At 70.9% G+C, this 15,937-nt stretch carries 14 protein-coding genes and 1 pseudogene; 11 read left to right on the top strand and 4 right to left on the bottom strand.

Translation table 11 applies throughout. The features are described 5' to 3' along the window. Window positions 1-9 precede the first annotated feature (9 nt). On the bottom strand, window positions 10-1,185 hold the full coding sequence (locus tag ACFY9I_RS18515; RefSeq protein ID WP_391002812.1) for an FAD-dependent monooxygenase: 1,176 nt from the start codon (window positions 1,183-1,185) through the stop codon (window positions 10-12). Window positions 1,186-1,306: 121 nt separating this feature from the next. After that, window positions 1,307-2,173, bottom strand: a complete 867-nt coding sequence (locus ACFY9I_RS18510) for a GyrI-like domain-containing protein (protein WP_391003188.1) — start codon at window positions 2,171-2,173, stop codon at window positions 1,307-1,309. 101 nt (window positions 2,174-2,274) lie between these two features. Here ACFY9I_RS18510 and ACFY9I_RS18505 point away from each other — a divergent pair. Then, window positions 2,275-2,379 (top strand): annotated as a pseudogene (locus tag ACFY9I_RS18505) (sugar phosphate isomerase/epimerase); the annotation flags it as partial. Between the two features lie 53 nt (window positions 2,380-2,432). Here ACFY9I_RS18505 and ACFY9I_RS18500 read toward each other — a convergent pair. Beyond that, window positions 2,433-3,731 carry a cytochrome P450 gene (locus tag ACFY9I_RS18500; RefSeq protein WP_391002810.1) on the bottom strand — a complete coding sequence of 433 codons (1,299 nt, stop codon included), beginning with the start codon at window positions 3,729-3,731 and terminating at the stop codon, window positions 2,433-2,435. Window positions 3,732-3,751: 20 nt separating this feature from the next. Next, the gene (locus ACFY9I_RS18495) at window positions 3,752-5,107 is read right to left on the bottom strand and encodes a glutamine synthetase family protein (RefSeq protein ID WP_391002808.1); all 1,356 of its coding nucleotides are present in this window, start codon (window positions 5,105-5,107) and stop codon (window positions 3,752-3,754) included. Window positions 5,108-5,359: 252 nt separating this feature from the next. Here ACFY9I_RS18495 and ACFY9I_RS18490 point away from each other — a divergent pair, with 252 nt between their 5' ends. The 10 genes from ACFY9I_RS18490 to ACFY9I_RS18445 all read left to right on the top strand — a co-directional run bounded on the left by ACFY9I_RS18490 (window position 5,360) and on the right by ACFY9I_RS18445 (window position 15,838). Beyond that, window positions 5,360-5,548: a ferredoxin gene (locus ACFY9I_RS18490; RefSeq protein ID WP_005484148.1), complete on the top strand. Its 189-nt coding sequence runs from the start codon at window positions 5,360-5,362 to the stop codon at window positions 5,546-5,548. A 4-nt stretch (window positions 5,549-5,552) separates the two neighbouring features. Further along, complete coding sequence (locus ACFY9I_RS18485; RefSeq protein ID WP_391002806.1) at window positions 5,553-6,743, top strand: FAD-dependent oxidoreductase; 1,191 nt, start codon at window positions 5,553-5,555, stop codon at window positions 6,741-6,743. A gap of 14 nt (window positions 6,744-6,757) precedes the next feature. Next, window positions 6,758-7,570, top strand: a complete 813-nt coding sequence (locus tag ACFY9I_RS18480) for an acetoacetate decarboxylase family protein (protein WP_391002804.1) — start codon at window positions 6,758-6,760, stop codon at window positions 7,568-7,570. Window positions 7,571-7,668: 98 nt separating this feature from the next. Continuing rightward, the gene (locus ACFY9I_RS18475) at window positions 7,669-9,129 is read left to right on the top strand and encodes an aldehyde dehydrogenase family protein (RefSeq protein ID WP_391002802.1); all 1,461 of its coding nucleotides are present in this window, start codon (window positions 7,669-7,671) and stop codon (window positions 9,127-9,129) included. After that, window positions 9,122-10,075, top strand: coding sequence for a 3,4-dihydroxyphenylacetate 2,3-dioxygenase (locus ACFY9I_RS18470; protein WP_391002800.1), 954 nt, complete (start codon window positions 9,122-9,124; stop codon window positions 10,073-10,075). The genes ACFY9I_RS18475 and ACFY9I_RS18470 overlap by 8 nt, the downstream gene beginning before the upstream one ends. A 10-nt stretch (window positions 10,076-10,085) precedes the next feature. Continuing rightward, window positions 10,086-10,931 carry a fumarylacetoacetate hydrolase family protein gene (locus ACFY9I_RS18465; protein ID WP_391002798.1) on the top strand — a complete coding sequence of 282 codons (846 nt, stop codon included), beginning with the start codon at window positions 10,086-10,088 and terminating at the stop codon, window positions 10,929-10,931. A 37-nt stretch (window positions 10,932-10,968) separates the two neighbouring features. Then, on the top strand, window positions 10,969-11,586 hold the full coding sequence (locus tag ACFY9I_RS18460; RefSeq protein ID WP_391002796.1) for a TetR family transcriptional regulator: 618 nt from the start codon (window positions 10,969-10,971) through the stop codon (window positions 11,584-11,586). Between the two features lie 318 nt (window positions 11,587-11,904). After that, the gene (locus ACFY9I_RS18455; protein ID WP_391002794.1) at window positions 11,905-13,359 is read left to right on the top strand and encodes an amino acid permease; all 1,455 of its coding nucleotides are present in this window, start codon (window positions 11,905-11,907) and stop codon (window positions 13,357-13,359) included. Between the two features lie 266 nt (window positions 13,360-13,625). Beyond that, the gene (locus ACFY9I_RS18450; protein ID WP_391002790.1) at window positions 13,626-15,116 is read left to right on the top strand and encodes an aldehyde dehydrogenase family protein; all 1,491 of its coding nucleotides are present in this window, start codon (window positions 13,626-13,628) and stop codon (window positions 15,114-15,116) included. After that, the gene (locus ACFY9I_RS18445; RefSeq protein WP_391002788.1) at window positions 15,113-15,838 is read left to right on the top strand and encodes a gamma-glutamyl-gamma-aminobutyrate hydrolase family protein; all 726 of its coding nucleotides are present in this window, start codon (window positions 15,113-15,115) and stop codon (window positions 15,836-15,838) included. The genes ACFY9I_RS18450 and ACFY9I_RS18445 overlap by 4 nt, the downstream gene beginning before the upstream one ends. Window positions 15,839-15,937 lie beyond the last annotated feature (99 nt).

Below are 15,937 nucleotides of genomic sequence, written 5' to 3'. Positions count from 1 at the left end.
CCCCGTCCATCACGACGCCTGCTCGTCGGAATCGTCCTCCCCCCACGCAGCCGCGTGGGGGCCGAACCCGTTCTCGGCCGCCTGGGCGGCCAGGCGGGCGTCGCGTGCCCGCGCCTCCGGGCCGTCCGGCAGGTGATAGTCCGCACCCGCCCGCGCGGAGCCGGCCTGCACCTTCGTGACGGCGGCAAGCCGTCGGCGCACGTACCGGCCGAGGGCGTCGGGTACTCCGGCCGGGTCCACCTCCCGCAGACAGTCGCCGAGCACGGCCGCGTCGACGAACGCCTGTGCCGCGCCCTGGGCCTGGAACGGCACCATCGCGTGAGCGCTGTCGCCCAGCAGGGTCACCCGCCCCACGTTCCACCGGGTGAGCGGTGCCCTGGTGTGGATGCCGTAGCGGAGTACCGTCCCCGTTCGTTCGAGGACGCCGAGCACGCGGGGGTCCCAGCCGTCGAAGGCGCGCAGTTGCTCCTCCGGCTCCGCCCGAGCGGTCCACGACTCCCGTGCCGTCTCCGCCCCGACGACACCCACGACGTTGAGCAGTTCGCCGCGACGCACCCAGTAGTGCACGAAGTGCCGTCCGGGTCCGAGCCAGAGCGCGTACTCGGGCAGGTCCAGGTCGGCCACCTCGTCAGCCCGCACCAGCGCCCGGTAGGCGACGGTTCCGGAGAACAGGGCCTCGTCCGCGCCGAACATCCAGCGGCGGGCCGCCGACCGTATCCCGTCGGCGGCGACGACCAGGTCCGCCTCCAGACACTCACCGCCGGCCGTCGTCACCCGCGCGGACTCCTCGTCCTGCTCGATGCCCACGACGAGGGTGTTCAGCCGCACCGACCCGGGCGGCACCGCGCCGGCGAGCACCTGGTGCAGATCGGCCCGGTGGACCTGGAGGTACGGCGCCCCGAACGCGTCCTCGACCTCGCGGCCCAGCGCGTAACGGCAGATCTCGTTCCCGTCGGACCAGGTACGAAAGCTCAGCCGGGAGGGGTGCCCGGCCTGTGCGGCGACCTCGTCCAGCAGGCCCAGTCGGCGCAGCACACGGGTGGCGTTGGGCGCCAGCTGGATGCCCGCGCCGATCTCGGTGAACCGGGGGGCCTGTTCGACGAGGGTCACCTCGCACCCCGCTCGCCGCAGACTCAGCGTCGCGGCCAGTCCCCCGATACCCGCCCCCACGACGATCGCCCTCATGCCCCCACCTCAGGTCGATGTCTTCACGCTACCGGCCGACACCGACCTGAGGCAGACACGCGACGAGGTGCAGTCGCCGCGCGATGTGGTCCGTCAGCTCGGAGCGGCATGGTCCGATGGCTCAGAGAGGGGTGCGCTCCACCGGGATCCACAGTTCGGCGTCCGCCGTCGTCGCGTCCTGCGACAGCCGCGTCCGCAGGATCTCGGGCCCCGGGCGGCTCCGATACGGGTTGGACGGGAACCACTGGGTGAACACGTCCCGCCACAGATACTGGAGCGCCTGCGGGAACGGCCCGGAGTTCTCGAAGACGGCCCAGGTGCCGGCCGGGACGGTGAGCTCGTCCATGCCCTCGGGGACGGCCGCGCGGGTCACCGCGCCGTGGTAGTAGTCGAGTTCGGTCCCCTCGGCCCGGCTCTCGTCGAGATTGTCGCTGACGGAGACGATCCCCTGCGGCTCCTGGTCGGACAGGCTCTCGATCCGCCGCAGGGTCTCCTGCCCGAGGCCCCGGATGAAGTCGGCGATCGCCGGGTTCATCCCCTCGTGCACGAGGGGGACGCGGGCCTTCCTCCCGACCACACGGAATTCTTCCTTCTCCACGACCCGATAGTGCATGCTGCTGCTCCCTTCGACGACGAGACGGAAGGACATCCGGGGCTGGGAGCGCAGACCGGCACCGGTGCGCCGCGCCTGTGAGGGCCCGACGCCGTGCATGGCGCGGAACGCCCGCGCGAACGCCTCCCCCGAGCCGTAGCCGTAACGCACGGCGATCTCCAGCAGCGTCCGCTCGTCCACCAGCACCTCGGCGCCGGCGACGGTCAGCCGCCGGCGCCGGACGTACTCCGACAGCGGCATGCCCGCCAGTGCGGAGAAGAGCCGCCGCAGGTGGTACTCCGACGTCACCGCGATCCGCGCCAGGTCGGCCACCTCGATCGGCTGATCGAGGTGGCGCTCGATGTGCTCCATGGCCTGGTTGAGCCGCTCCAGCACCCCGGTCTCCTTCCTTTCGATCACCACGTTAGGAAGAGGCCACCTTGCAGCACCCGACATCCTGTGCCCGCTCCGGTCGGGTCGGCCGAGCCGCCGACCGGCCTTTCGACGGTGTGGCCACCGCCTGTGTCTTCGCGTGGGAGGAGCGGGCGAAGGAGTCGTCCGCGTTCATGCTGGACCGCATCACCGAGGAACTCGCGCGCTGACGGAGTGGCTCGGGCACCGGCAGGCATCTCCCCCACCGGTGCCCGAGGGCGTGTCAGGCCAGGGTCACTTCGACCGGCAGTTTCTTGATGCCGTTGACGAAGTTGGAGCGTACGCGCGGGACGTCGCCGACGAGGCGGATGTCGGCGAGGCGCGGGATCAGTTCCTCGAACATGATGCGGATCTCGGTGCGGGCCAGCAGGTTACCGAGGCACAGGTGCGGGCTGCCTTTGCCGAAGGTGACGTGGTCGTTGTCGGCGCGGGCGACGTCGAGGTCGTAGGGGTTGGCGAAGACCTCCTCGTCGCGGTTGCCGGAGGCGTACCACATGACGACCTTGTCGCCCTCCTTGATCTGCTTGCCGCCGAGTTCGACGTCACGGGTGGCGGTGCGGCGGAAGTGGTAGACGGGGGACGCCCAGCGCAGGAACTCCTCGGTCGCCACGGGGATCAGGGAGGGGTCCTCCTGGAGGCGGGCGAGTTGCTCGGGGTGTTGGAGCAGGGCCAGCATCGAGTGGGTGATGGTGTGCCGGGTGGTCTCGTTGCCGGCGACGACCAGCAGCAGGAAGTAGTTGTCGAAGTCCTGTTCCGAGAGCGGGACGCCGTCGCGCGGGGTGGTGTTGACGAGCTTGGAGACCAGGTCGGTGCCGTCGCCGCCGCGCCGCTGCCGGGCCAGTTCGCGGCCGTACTCGAAGACTTCGAGGGAGGCGGGTGAGCGGAAGGGCAGGTGCCGGTACTGCTCGCTCTCCGCGCTGTGCAGCAGGACGTCGGCGTAGTCGGGGTCGGTGTTGCCGATGATGCGGTTGCCCCAGTCGATGAGCCGCTGGTTGTCCTGCGGGGGTACGTCCAGGAGGCGGGCGAGGACGTTGATGGGGAAGTCGGCGGAGACGTCGGCGACGAAGTCGAAGGTGCCCTTGGCGAGGGCCGTGTCGAGGGTGGTGGCGGTCAGGCCGCGCAGGAAGTCCGTGTAGCTGTTGATGACGCTCGCGCCGAACTGGCGCTGGATCACGCTGCGCAGGGCGCGGTGGCGGACGCCGTCCAGTTCCAGGATGGAGGCGCGTTTCTTGATCTGGTCCTCGTCGACCTCTTCGAGGTTGACGAACTTCGTCGAGGTGAAGGTCTCGGCGTCGCGGTCGACGCGGGCGATGTCGGCGTGCCGGGTGACCGCCCAGAAGCCGGAGTTGGGGGCCCCCTCCGGCTGCCAGTGCACCGGGTCCTGGTGGCGCAGGGTGTGGAACATGCGCCAGGGGGTGATGCCGTCGGTGAAGTTGTCGAGGTCGGCGAGGTCCACGGCGTCGAGCGGCAGGGGCTCCTGGACGGCTTCGCGCAGGGAGGCAAGGTGGGCGGAGGTGGTCATGGTGGTGGGTCTCCCGGGCGTCACAGGTGGTAGGCGTACTCGGTGAACTCCCAGTCGGTGACGTGCCGTTGGAAGCGTTCGACCTCGTCGCGCTTGTAGCTGAGGTACGAGGTGGTGAAGTCCTTGCCGAGGATTTCGGTGAGGGCGGTGTCCGCCTCCAGCGCGTCGAGGGCGGCGGACAGGCTCGTCGGGAGCACGGCCGCCCTGGCGGTGTCGTAGCCGTAGCCCTCCAGCGGGGCGGGCGGCTCCTGGCCCGCCCGGATGCCGAGCAGTGCGGCGGCGATCGTGCCCGCGATCAGCAGATAGGGGTTGGCGCTGGCGTCGCCGAGCCGTAGTTCGAGGCGGGCGCCGGAGCCGCGCTCGGGCGGTATGCGGACCATGGCGCTGCGGTTGTCCAGCCCCCAGTCGATCAGCCAGGGCGCGAGGGTGTCGGGGCCGAAGCGTTTGTAGGAGTTGATCGTGGGGTTGGCGAGGGCGGCGAGGGCCGGGGCGTGGGCGAGGACGCCGGCGATGGCGTGGCGGGCGGTGTCGGACAGGCCGTGCCGGCCCGAGGGGTCGTCGAAGGCGTTGTCTCCCCGCTCGTCGTCGCAGGAGAGATGGAGGTGGAAGCCCGAGCCGCCCGCGTCGTTGAAGGGCTTGGCCATGAAGGTGGCGAGTCTGCCCTCCTTGCGGGCGAGTTCCTTGACGGCGGCCTTGAAACGGAAGGAACGGTCGGCGGCCGACAGTGCCTCCGAGTGCGTCAGGTTGATCTCGAACTGGCCGCCGTCGAACTCGTGGTTGCCGTTGGTGACGCCGACGCGCAGGTCACGGAGGTGGCGCAGGGTGCGCAGCAAGTGGTTGTCGGGGTCGGCGCGCAGACCGGCCGTGTAGACGGCACCGGCGGCGCCGGAGTAGCGCTTCCAGCGGCTGGGGGACGCCGGGTCCTCGTCGCACAGGAAGTACTCGAGTTCGGGGCCGACCACCGGGCGCAGTCCCTGCTCGGCACAGCGGGCGAGCACCGAGCGGAGCAGGTCGCGGGGCGATTCGGGGGCGGGTGCCCCGGTGGCCGGGTCGAGGGTCTCGCCGAGGCAGGTGGCGACCCCCGGCTCCCAGGGGAGGGCGACCAGGGTGTCGAGGTCCGGGCGCACGGTGATGTCGGGCAGGCCGGCGTCCAGGCCGCCGGGCACCGGGACGACGTCCCCCTGCGGGGAGGTGTGGTAGACCGCCCGGCAGAAGGCCAGCCCGTGCTCGCACGCCGTCGGCAGGTGGTCGACCAGGACGTCCCGGGCACGGTCGGTGCCGATGAGATCGGGATAGGTCACCCGGACCACGTCGACGCCCTCGGCGGCCAGTCGCTCCTGGTAGTGCCCGACGGCCGGTGTTTCAGATGCGCTCACCGTTGTCTCCTCGGCGGCTGGTGTGAGGCGTCCCCTGAGGACAGGACAGCACCTCAACCCTGTTGTTTGATGCCAAACGATATGAACGGCTCCCGCGGCCCGCAAGAGGCCGGAGTCAAAAATTATCCACCTGGACAGCTATTGACCAGGGGGTGACGGCTTCCTATGTTGTTTGAAGCCAAACGAGCTTCTTTCTCGCATCCATCTCTTCCCACCCCGCCCGACGCCCCTCACTCCACAGGAGGACCGGCCATGAAGGTCGTCGTCGACATGAACAAGTGCCAGGACCACGGTCAGTGTGTCTTCGCCGCCCCCGACGTCTTCCAGCTCGACGAGAACGGGCGTCTGGCCTACGTCAGCGACCCCGACGACGCGCTGCTCGACGAGGTCGAGGAAGCCGCCGACGTCTGTCCGCTCCAGGCCATCCGGATCGAGGGCTGACCCCATGACCGGACGCGTGGTCGTCGCCGGCGCCTCCATGGCCGGCCTGCGCGCCGCCGAGCAACTGCGCGCGGCCGGCTGGACCGGGGCGCTCACCCTCGTCGGCGACGAGCCCCACATGCCCTACAACCGGCCCCCGCTCTCCAAGGAGGTGCTGGCCGGCAAGTCGTCCTTCGAGTCGCTGGCCTTCCGGCCCCGCGCGAGCGTGGCCGACGTGGAATGGCGGCTCAGCACGAAGGTCGTCGCCTCGCGCCTCGCCGAGCGGACCGTCGTACTCGACGACGGGTCGGAGCTGTCGTACGACGGCCTGGTCGTCGCCACCGGAATGCGGCCCCGGCGGCTGGGCTGCCCCGGCCCGCTCGCCGGCCGGCACACCGTCCGCACCCTCGCCGACGCGCGGGGCCTGCGGGAGGAGCTGACGCGGTCCGGTGTCCGGGTGGTCGTGGTCGGCGCCGGTTTCATCGGCTGCGAGGTGGCCGCCACCGCCGTGGGCCTCGGTGTCGCCTCGGTGACCGTCGTCGATCCGCTGCCGCTGCCCATGGTCGGCCCGCTCGGGGAACTCCTCGGGAAGGCGTTGCTGCGACGCCACGAGGAGCGCGGGGTGCGCTTCGCGCTCGGCGCGGGTGTCGCCGGGTTCGAGGGCGAGGACCGGGTCACGGGCGTCGTGCTCGACGACGGGACCGTCCTGCCCGCCGACGTGGTCGTGGAGTGCGTCGGTTCGCTCGCGAACACCGAGTGGCTCGACGGCAACGGCCTCGACCTGACCGACGGGGTGCTCACCGACGCGCACCTACGGGCCGGCGGCCGGCCGGACGTGGTCGCGGTGGGTGATGTCGCCCGTTTCCCCAACGCCCGCTACGACGCCGTACCCCGCCGGGTCGAGCACTGGTGCATCCCCACGGACACCGCCAAGCACGCGGCGAAGGTCCTCACGGGCGCCGAGCCGGCGCCCTTCGCCCCACTGCCCACCTTCTGGAGCGACCAGCACGACTTCCGCCTCCAGTCCTTCGGCGCGCCCGTGCTCGGCAGGGACGACGTACGCGTCCTGGACGGCGATCCGGCCGGGGACGTCCTGGTCGGCTACCACCACGCCGGCCGGCTGGTCGGTGTCGTGGCGCTCGGCGGCCCCGCCACCGCCGCCACAGCGGCCGGCCACCGCGCCGAACTGCTCAAGCAGCCCGCCCTCACCGCGTAAGGAACCGCCTGCTCATGACCAGTGTCCGTGGATACTTCCACCCCAAGACGGCGAGCGGTGCCTCGTCGCTGATCCCGTCCCCGCCGTGGCACTACTCCGGTGACCTGCTCACCGTCGAGTACCGCACGGATCCCGCACGGGTGCGTGAACTGCTCCCGGAGCCCTTGGAGTTGGCTGACGAGGACCCCGGCGCGGTGGCCCTGATCTGGGCCGACTGGCAGTCCTGCTCGGCCTCGGGGGCGGAGCTGCTCGACCCGGTGCTCTCCCAGTACAAGGAGGCCTTCGCGGTCGTCCGCTGCCAGTACAAGGGGCGGACGTACTCGCGGTGCGTCTACATCTGGGTCGACAAGGACTTCGCAATCGCCCGCGGGCTGCACCAGGGGTATCCGAAGAAGCTCGGGTCGATCCATCAGACGCGTCCGCATCCGTACGGGCCCGCTCCCCGGATCGAGGCGGGTTCCCGGTTCGGGGCGACGCTCGCGGCCGCTGACCGGAGGTTGGCGCAGGCGGTGGTGACGTTGCGGGAGCCGTCGGAGACCAACGGGTTCGTGAACGCGCACCCCATGGCTCACCATCGCTGGCTTCCCTCGATCGAGAAGGGGAAGGGGCTGGCGCTGGACGAGCTGATCGAGACGGGGGCGGCGGCCTTCGAGGCCGGGCAGCCATGGGTCGGTGAGGCGTCGTTGGAGTTGTTCGAGGCGCCCACGGAGGAGTTGGCCCGGTTGTCGGTCGAGGAGCCGATCGCCGCGTACTACCGGCAGGTAGGGGTCGTCTGGGACGGCGGGCGCTTGTTGGAGTCGGGGTTGTCGGGAGCGGCTGCCGAGTAAGGCCGTCGTCGAAGCGCGGGTCGTCGTGGGCTGGTCGCGAGTTCCCCGCGCCCCTGGGTGGGTTGGTCTGGCTCTTCTCTGAAAAGGAATCCCTTTCTATGGCTCACAACATCACCGTCGCCGGAGTCTCCGTCGACACCCGGCACTGGATCGGTGGCCAACGCGTCGCCTCCACCGGCACCTTCACCGACGCCTCCCCCATTGACGGCCGGGTTCTCGGCGAGATCTCGCGCGGCGGGTCCGCCGAGGTCGAGGCCGCCGTCGCCGCCGCCCGGGAGGCCTTTCCCTCCTGGGCGGCCACCTCCCGCGCCGAACGCGCCCGCATCCTCCACGCCATCGCCGACGGCGTGGAGAAGCGGCTCGAAGAGCTGGCCATCGTCGAAACCAACGACAACGGCGCTCTGCTGCGCTCCCACCGCCGGGGTGTGATGCCCCGGGTCGCGCACAACTTCCGGTTCTTCGCCGACTGGTTGCTGACACTGGAGCACGAGGCCTTCGAGACCCGTGGGCACGGCAACCGGGTGAGCTGGGACCCCGCGGGCCCGTCCGTGCTGATCACGCCGTGGAACGCGCCGCTGATGCTGGCCACCTGGAAGGTCGCACCGGCGCTGGCGGCCGGGAACACGGTGATCCTGAAGCCCGCCGAGTGGACGCCACTGACCGCGTCGCTGCTGGCGGACATCGCCGACGAGGCGGGACTGCCGCCCGGGGTGCTGAACGTCGTGCAGGGGTACGGGTCGGAGATCGGCGACGCGCTCACCTCGCACCCGGACGTGCGCCGGATCAGCTTCACCGGATCGGTGCCCACGGCCCAGCGGATCGCCGCGTCGGCGGCGCCGAACCTCACCCCGCTCAGCCTCGAACTCGGCGGCAAGTCACCGCTGTTGGTGTTCGCCGACGCCGATCTGGATCTGGCCGTGGATCTCGCGGTGGAGCAGTACGACAACGCCGGGCAGGTGTGTCTCGCGGCGACCCGGTTCCTGGTCGAGGAGTCGGTCGCCGAGGAGTTCACGCGGCGGTTCGTCGAGCGGGCGGGCGCGCTCGTGCAGGGGGACCCGCGCGACGAGGCCACCGACATCGGGCCCAACATCCACCCCCGGCAACTGGAGAAGATCGACGGGTTCGTGCGACGGGCGGTCGCGGCCGGGGCCCGCGCGGTCATCGGCGGGCACCGGAGGGACGGCCAGTACTACGCGCCGACCCTGCTCACCGATGTCGCGCAGGACTCCGAGATCGTCCAGGAAGAGGTCTTCGGGCCGGTTCTGACCCTGCAGACCTTCGGCACCGAGGACGAAGCGATCCGCCTCGCCAACGACACCCGCTTCGGGCTCGCCGCCACCCTCGCCACCGGTGACCCCGAGCGTGCCGAGAGGGTCACCGAGCGGCTCGTCGCGGGCACCGTCTGGGTCAACTGCTTCTTCGTACGCGATCTGCGGGCCCCCTTCGGCGGCTCCCGGCACTCCGGGGTCGGCCGCGAGGGCGGCACCTGGAGCTTCGACTTCTACTGCGACCTCAAGAACACCGTCACCGCACCGGGAGGGTGGAAGTCCCATGGGTGAGATCGTCGGGGCGGGGCTCCTCGCCCATGTCCCCACCATCGTCCTGCCGGAGGCCGACCGGCGTGAACTCAACGAGGGCAAGGAGATCACCCTCGTCACCGGCCTCCGCCAACTCCGTGAAGACGTCTTCGAGCGCGACGGAGCCGACGACTACGACACGGTCGTCGTCCTCGACTCGCACTGGGCGACGACGGTCGAGTTCGTCGTCACGGCGCAGACGCGCCGCGCCGGGCTCTTCACCTCCGAGGAGTTGCCGCGCGGGATGTGCCGGATGCCGTACGACTTCCCCGGCGATCCCGAACTCGCCCGGAACATCGAGAGTTTCGCGGACAAGCACGGCACCTGGATCACCGCGATCGAAGACGAGTACCTGCCGATCTACTACGCCACCATCAACCTCTGGAAGTACCTCGGCGAGGGTCTGCCCGACAAGCGGTGGGTGACCATCGGCGTGTGCCAGACCGGTGACATGGAGGACCACCTGCGGCTGGGGCGCGCGCTCGCCGACGGTATCGCCGCCACACCGGGGCGGCGGGTGCTGCTGATCGCCTCAGGCGCGCTGTCGCACACCTTCTGGCCGCTGCGTGAACTACGCGACCACGAGGCCAGCGATCCGGCGCACATCTTCACGCCGGAGGCCCGCGCGGCCGACCAGGAGCGGATCGCCTGGTTCAAGGAGGGCCGGCACGACAAGGTCCTCGACACGATGGAGGACTTCTGGAAGTACAAGCCGGAGGCCAAGTTCTTCCACTATCTGATGATGGCCGGCGCCCTCGGCGAGCAGGCGTGTGTCGCGAAGGCCCGCCAGTACGGCGAGTACGAGAACTCCATCGGCACCGGACAGGTCCATCTGTGGTTCGACCGCCCGTCCGACGGCTGGACCGGCGACGCCGGTACCCGCACACCCTCGACCATCGCCCCGCGCGACCCCGACACCGGCTCCTAGGAGACCCGCCATGCCCGAGTACCGCCGCATCCTGCTGGACGGGGCCGCCGTCCAGGTCACCGTCGACGGTGACGAACTGGTCGCCGGCGACGGCCGCCGCGTCAAGATCGACGAGGCCCGTCACCTGCCGCCGGCCGTGCCGTCCAAGGTGATCGCCGTCCACCTCAACCACCGCAGCCGGGTCGACGAGTTCCAGATCGAACTGCCCGAGACCCCGACCTACTTCCACAAGCCGACCTCCTCCCTCAACTCCCACCAGGGCGCCATCGTCCGCCCGGAGGGCTGCAAGTGGCTCAACTACGAGGGCGAGGTCGCCATCGTCATCGGGAGGACCGCGCGCAACATCTCCCCGGCCGAGGCGGGCGAGTACATCGCCGGCTACACGATCGCCAACGACTACGGGCTGCACGACTTCCGTGACACCGACGCCGGTTCGATGCTCCGGGTGAAGGGCTCCGACACCCTCTGCCCGCTCGGTCCGGGTCTGGTCACCGACTGGGACTTCCACGGCAAGCGGCTGCGGACGTATGTCAACGGCGAGGTCGTCCAGGACGGTTCGACGGACGAGATGAAGTGGGACATGCACTATCTCGTCGCCGACATCGCCCGCACCATCACGCTGTACCCGGGCGACGTCCTGCTCTCCGGCACCCCGGCCAACTCCCGGCCCGTACAGCCCGGTGACGTCGTCGAGGTGGAGGTGGAGGGCCTCGGCCGGCTCACCAACCACATCGTCACCGGCCCCACCCCCGTGCGCGACGACGTGGGCGCCCAGCCCACCGAGTCGGAGGAGGTGCTGTCCACGGCACTCGGCGGCGACTGGGAGTTCCGGGGCGTCCGCCCGCCCAAGAGGTGACGTCCTGGTGCGAAGGCGGGCAGGTAGGGTCACCGGCATGACCGACTCCGTCGACGCCGCCTCCCAGAGCCGGCGGCCGCGCAAGCGCCTGCAGTACGGCGAGGGCCGCGAGGCCCTGCTCAACGCCGCCGTACGCGTGGTGGCGCGGGGCGGCTTGCGCAGGCTCACCTATCGGGCCGTCGCGGAGGAGGCGGGGGTCACCCATGGGCTGGTCGTGCACCACTTCGGTTCGCGCGACGCCCTGATCGAGGAGGCCCTCGCCCACACCATCCGCACCTCGCTGAGCACGAGTTCCCTCGAACCGGGCACCGGCAGGGTCTCGGACTTCTCCACCGGGCTGTCCGAGATGGTCACCGCGGACCCGGACACCCAGGCGTTCCAGTACGAGCTGCTGTTGGAGTCCCGCCGCCGGCCGGAGCTGCTGCCGCAGATCCGTGAGCTGTACGACGAGTACTTCGACGCAGCCCAGCGCGAGCTGGGCCGTATGCTCCCGGCCGGCGCGGACAGGGCGCTGACCCGGCTGGTCTTCGCCGCGCTCGACGGGCTGGTGCTGCACCAGCTCGTCCTCGGTGAGCCCGAGGTCACGGAGGCCGCACTGGAGGAGCTGCGCTCCTTGCTGAGGCTTCTCCACGCCGACGGCGACATCCCGGGGTAACGCCCGACCCGAGTGCTTCCAGGCCCCGGACGCCCGGTGTCCAGGGCTTCGGCCGTGGTGCGCCCACGGGCATCCACCCCTCGCCTCACACCGGGCGGAAAACTCCGCCCACCCCCTTGCCAAACGGATAGTTCAAGCCCACCATGAGGCAACTCGTTTGGGTCGAAACGAAGCGCTCTCCCGGGTTCCTCCGCTCTCCCCTCCTCCGTCCTCCCTCCCCCTCTCCCCGCCCATCGCCCTCCCCTTCTCGTTTCTCCCTCCTCCCTCCCCTGCTCCCTCCCCTCATCCATCCCTTCCCGTCCCCGACAGGTGATCCGAGTGGACAGTCAGACGGCGGTCGCCCCGCACAGCACCCAAGATCCATCCACCGCAGGCAGGCTCAAGCCCGACTCCCTGGGCGTCCTGGGCATCCTCTTCTTCGTCCTTTCCGCCCAGGCACCACTGACCGGCATCGCCGGCGCCGTTCCCATCGCCGTCGTCATCGGCAACGGGGCCGGCGCCCCCGCCGCGTATCTCGCCGCCGGCCTCGTGGTCCTGCTGTTCTCCATCGGCTTCGTCGCCATGGGCCGGCACGTCGTGGACGCCGGCGCCTTCTACACCTACATCGGCAAGGGGCTGGGCCGCTCGGCCGGCTCCGGCAGCGCGGGCGTCGCGCTCTTCGCCTACTGCGCGATCCAGGCCGCCATGTACGGGCTGTACGGCGCGACGGTGAGCGGTCTGGTCGAGCACTACGGAGACGTGCGCATCGCGTGGTGGATCTGGGCCCTGGTGACCATGGTCGTCGTCCAGGTCCTCGGCGCCGCCGGCATCGAGATGGGCGCCAAGGTCCTGGCCGTGTTCGTGCTGGCGGAGTTCAGCATCCTGATCGCCTTCGCCCTGGTGACCTTCTTCAAGGGCGGCGGCCCGGAAGGGCTCGGCTTCACCGACAGCTTCTCACCGGACGCGGCGCTCCAGGGGGCTCCGGGAGTGGCGCTGATGTTCGCCGTGGCGTCGATGTTCGGCTTCGAGGCGACCGCGATCTACGGCGAGGAGGCGCGGGAGCCCAGAAAGACCGTGCCGCGCGCCACCTATCTGTCGGTCGGGGTGGTCACCTGCTTCTTCGCCTTCACCTCCTGGATGCTGGTCTCCGCACACGGGGCGTCCCGGGCGACGGCGGAAGCGGGCAAGGCGCTGGAGAGCGGCGATGCCGCGTCCTGGGTCTTCGCTCCCATCGCCGCGCAGTTCGGCGCGTGGACCGGCGATGTGCTGCCCGTCCTGCTGGCCACCTCACTGTTTGCGGGCATCCTCGCGTTCCACAACTCCGCCAACCGCTACCTGTTCTCCCTGGGCCGCGAAGGTCTGCTGCCGCGGGGCCTGACCACACTCAACCGGCGCCACTCCCCCTGGGCGGCCGGCATCGTCCAGACGGTGATCGCGGCGGCCCTGGTCCTGCCGTTCGCGCTGCTCGGCAAGGACCCGGTGCTGACGCTCTTCTCCTGGTTCAGCGGAGTCGCCGTGCTGGCGATCATGCTGCTCTACTTCCTGACCTCGGTCTCCGTGGTCGTCTTCTTCCGCCGCTCCCGTGCCGACACACGTCCCTGGAACACGCTGATCGCCCCGGTCCTGGGCGCGCTCGGCATCGCCTGGGCGATCTGGCTGATCATCGAGAACTTCACCACCCTCATCGGCGGCGACGCGACCACCGCGATGTGGCTCCAACTCACGGTTCCGGTGGTGCTGGTCCTGGGGCTGGTCGTGGCACTGCTGACCCGGCGCCGCGGTGTCACGGACTGACCTCGACGTTCCGCCCACCGCCGACGGCGACACCGCTCGCCGCGCCCCCGCCGACGGCGGCGCCTCCCCCGGGTGCCGCCGTCGGCCCACGCACTCCCATCGACCCACGCACTCCCATCGATCCGTGCCCTCCCATCGCCCGTGTCCTCCCATCGACCTGGGCCCTCCCGTCAACCCGTGACCTCCCATCGATTCGCCCCCTCCCCCCATCACCCCTTGTCCTCCCATCGATTCGCCGCTCGGGAAGACCAGAAAGAGGAGAGCTGATGCCGGCCCTCGCCCACCACGACCTGCCGCGTCGCGCCAAGGAGCTGGACCTGCCCACCGTGCACCACATCGACGGGGTGGACGAGCCGGGCGGCGGTGCCGCGTTCGCGGTCGTCTCACCCCGTGACGGTCAGGTGCTCGTCGAGGTGGCCGACGCCCGGGCCGCCGAGGTCGACCTTGCCGTGGCCGCCGCCCGCCGGGCCTTCGACTCCGGCCCCTGGCCCCGCCTGGCGCCCGCCGAACGCGGCCGGATCCTGCTGCGGATCGCCGAACTGCTCGAAGAGCGGCGCCAGGAGCTGGCCCTGACCATCACCCTGGAGATGGGTAAGCCGTTCACGGAGGCGTACGACATCGAGCTGCGTGCCGCGATCAACACGTTCCGCTGGTACGGGCAACTCGCCGACAAACTCACCGACGAGTCGCCGCACACCGCGCCGGACGCGCTCGCCCTGGTCACCCGCGAGCCGGCCGGTGTCGTCGGCGCGGTCGTGCCGTGGAACTTCCCGCTGACCCTGGCGAGTTGGAAGGTCGCCCCGGCTCTGGCGGCCGGCTGCACCGTGGTGCTGAAGCCGTCGGAGAACTCCCCGCTGTCCGCCCTGTCGCTCGGCCGGATCGCCACCGAGGCCGGGCTGCCGCCGGGTGTGCTCAACGTCGTGACCGGTGACGGGCCGGTGGCCGGGCGGGCGATCGGACTGCACCCCGATGTGGACGTCCTGGCGTTCACCGGGTCCACGGCGGTCGGCCGCCACTTCCTGCGCTACGCCGCAGACTCCAATCTCAAGCGCGTCTGGCTGGAGCTGGGCGGCAAGTCGCCGAACATCATCCTTCCCGACGCCCCCGACCTGGAGAAGGCCGCCGCCACCGCCGCCTGGGGCATCTTCTTCAACCAGGGCGAGATGTGCACGGCCCCCTCCCGGCTCCTGGTGCACTCCTCCGTCGCCGAACGCGTCACCGAGGCGATCGTCGCCCGTGCCCGGGAGCTGCGCGTCGGCGACCCCCTGGACCCGGCCACCGAGATGGGGGCGCTGGTCGGCGAGGGCCACCTCGAACGCGTCCTCGGGCATGTCTCCACGGGCCTCCACGAGGGTGCCCGGCTACGGACCGGCGGCGAGCGCACACTGGCCGACACGGGCGGCAGCTATCTGCGGCCGACCGTCTTCGACGGGGTGGCCCCCGGTATGCGGCTGGCCCGGGAGGAGATCTTCGGCCCCGTCCTGTCCGTGCTCACCTTCAACGACCTCGACGAGGCGGTACGGCTCGCCAACGCCACCGAGTACGGGCTGGCCGCCGGGCTGTGGACCTCCGACCTGTCCACCGCGCACAAGGTCTCACGGGCGCTCAGGGCGGGAACGGTCTGGATCAACTGCTACGAGGAGGGCGACCTGACCGTCCCCTTCGGGGGCATGAAGCAGTCCGGCAACGGTCGCGACAAGTCCGCCCACGCCCTGGAGAAGTACACCGAACTCAAGACCACGTGGATCCAGCTGTGACAACGCCCGTGCGACCGCTGATCGCCGTCCCCGCCCGCTTCTCCGCCACGGCCTCCGCGCTGCGGTACGCCGCCGAGGTCACCGCCCGTGCCCTGGTCGAGGCGGTGTGGCGGGCGGGCGGCGAGCCGGTGACGATCCACCCCGCCGCCGGAGACGTCGCGGCCCGCCTCGCCCGCTTCGACGGCGTCCTCCTCCCAGGCGGCGGAGACCTCGCCCCGCACCGCTACGGCGCCACCGACACCCACGCCAGCGTCTACGACGTGGACGACGTCCAGGACGCCTTCGACCTCGAAGTCGCCCGTGCCGCGCTGTCCTCGGGAATCCCCATGCTGGCGATCTGCCGCGGCCTCCAGGTCGTCGACGTCGCCCTCGGCGGCACCCTGGAGCAGGACATGGGCGGCCCCGACCGGGCACACCGGCACATCGTCCACCCGGTGGCGATCCGTCGGGGCACGCTGCTAGAGCAGGCCACCGGCGCCCAGAAGATGGAGGCCTCCTGTTACCACCACCAGCGGGTGGACCGCCTCGGCGCGGGCCTGGAGATCACCGCACGGGCCGCCGACGGCACCCCGGAAGGACTCGAACTCCCCGGAGCGGCCGGATGGTTCACCGCGGTCCAGTGGCACCCCGAGGACACCGCCCACCAGGACCCCGCACAGCAGGGCCTCTTCGACGCCCTCGTACGAGCGGCCCGGGAGACGGTCGGCGCGTCCCGCAGGTGATGTCGCGGAAGCGGTTCCCGACCAGCGGACCAACAGCACGATGCCGGAGCCGAGGCATCGTCCGTCGGCGGCGGGTCGAGGACGTGGGCGGCAACTCGC

It is taken from the genome of Streptomyces sp. NPDC012510, assembly GCF_042955065.1.
Lineage (GTDB): Bacteria > Actinomycetota > Actinomycetes > Streptomycetales > Streptomycetaceae > Streptomyces.
Note: the sequence above shows the minus strand (reverse complement) of the source record. Positions and strands in the feature narration are given on the sequence as shown.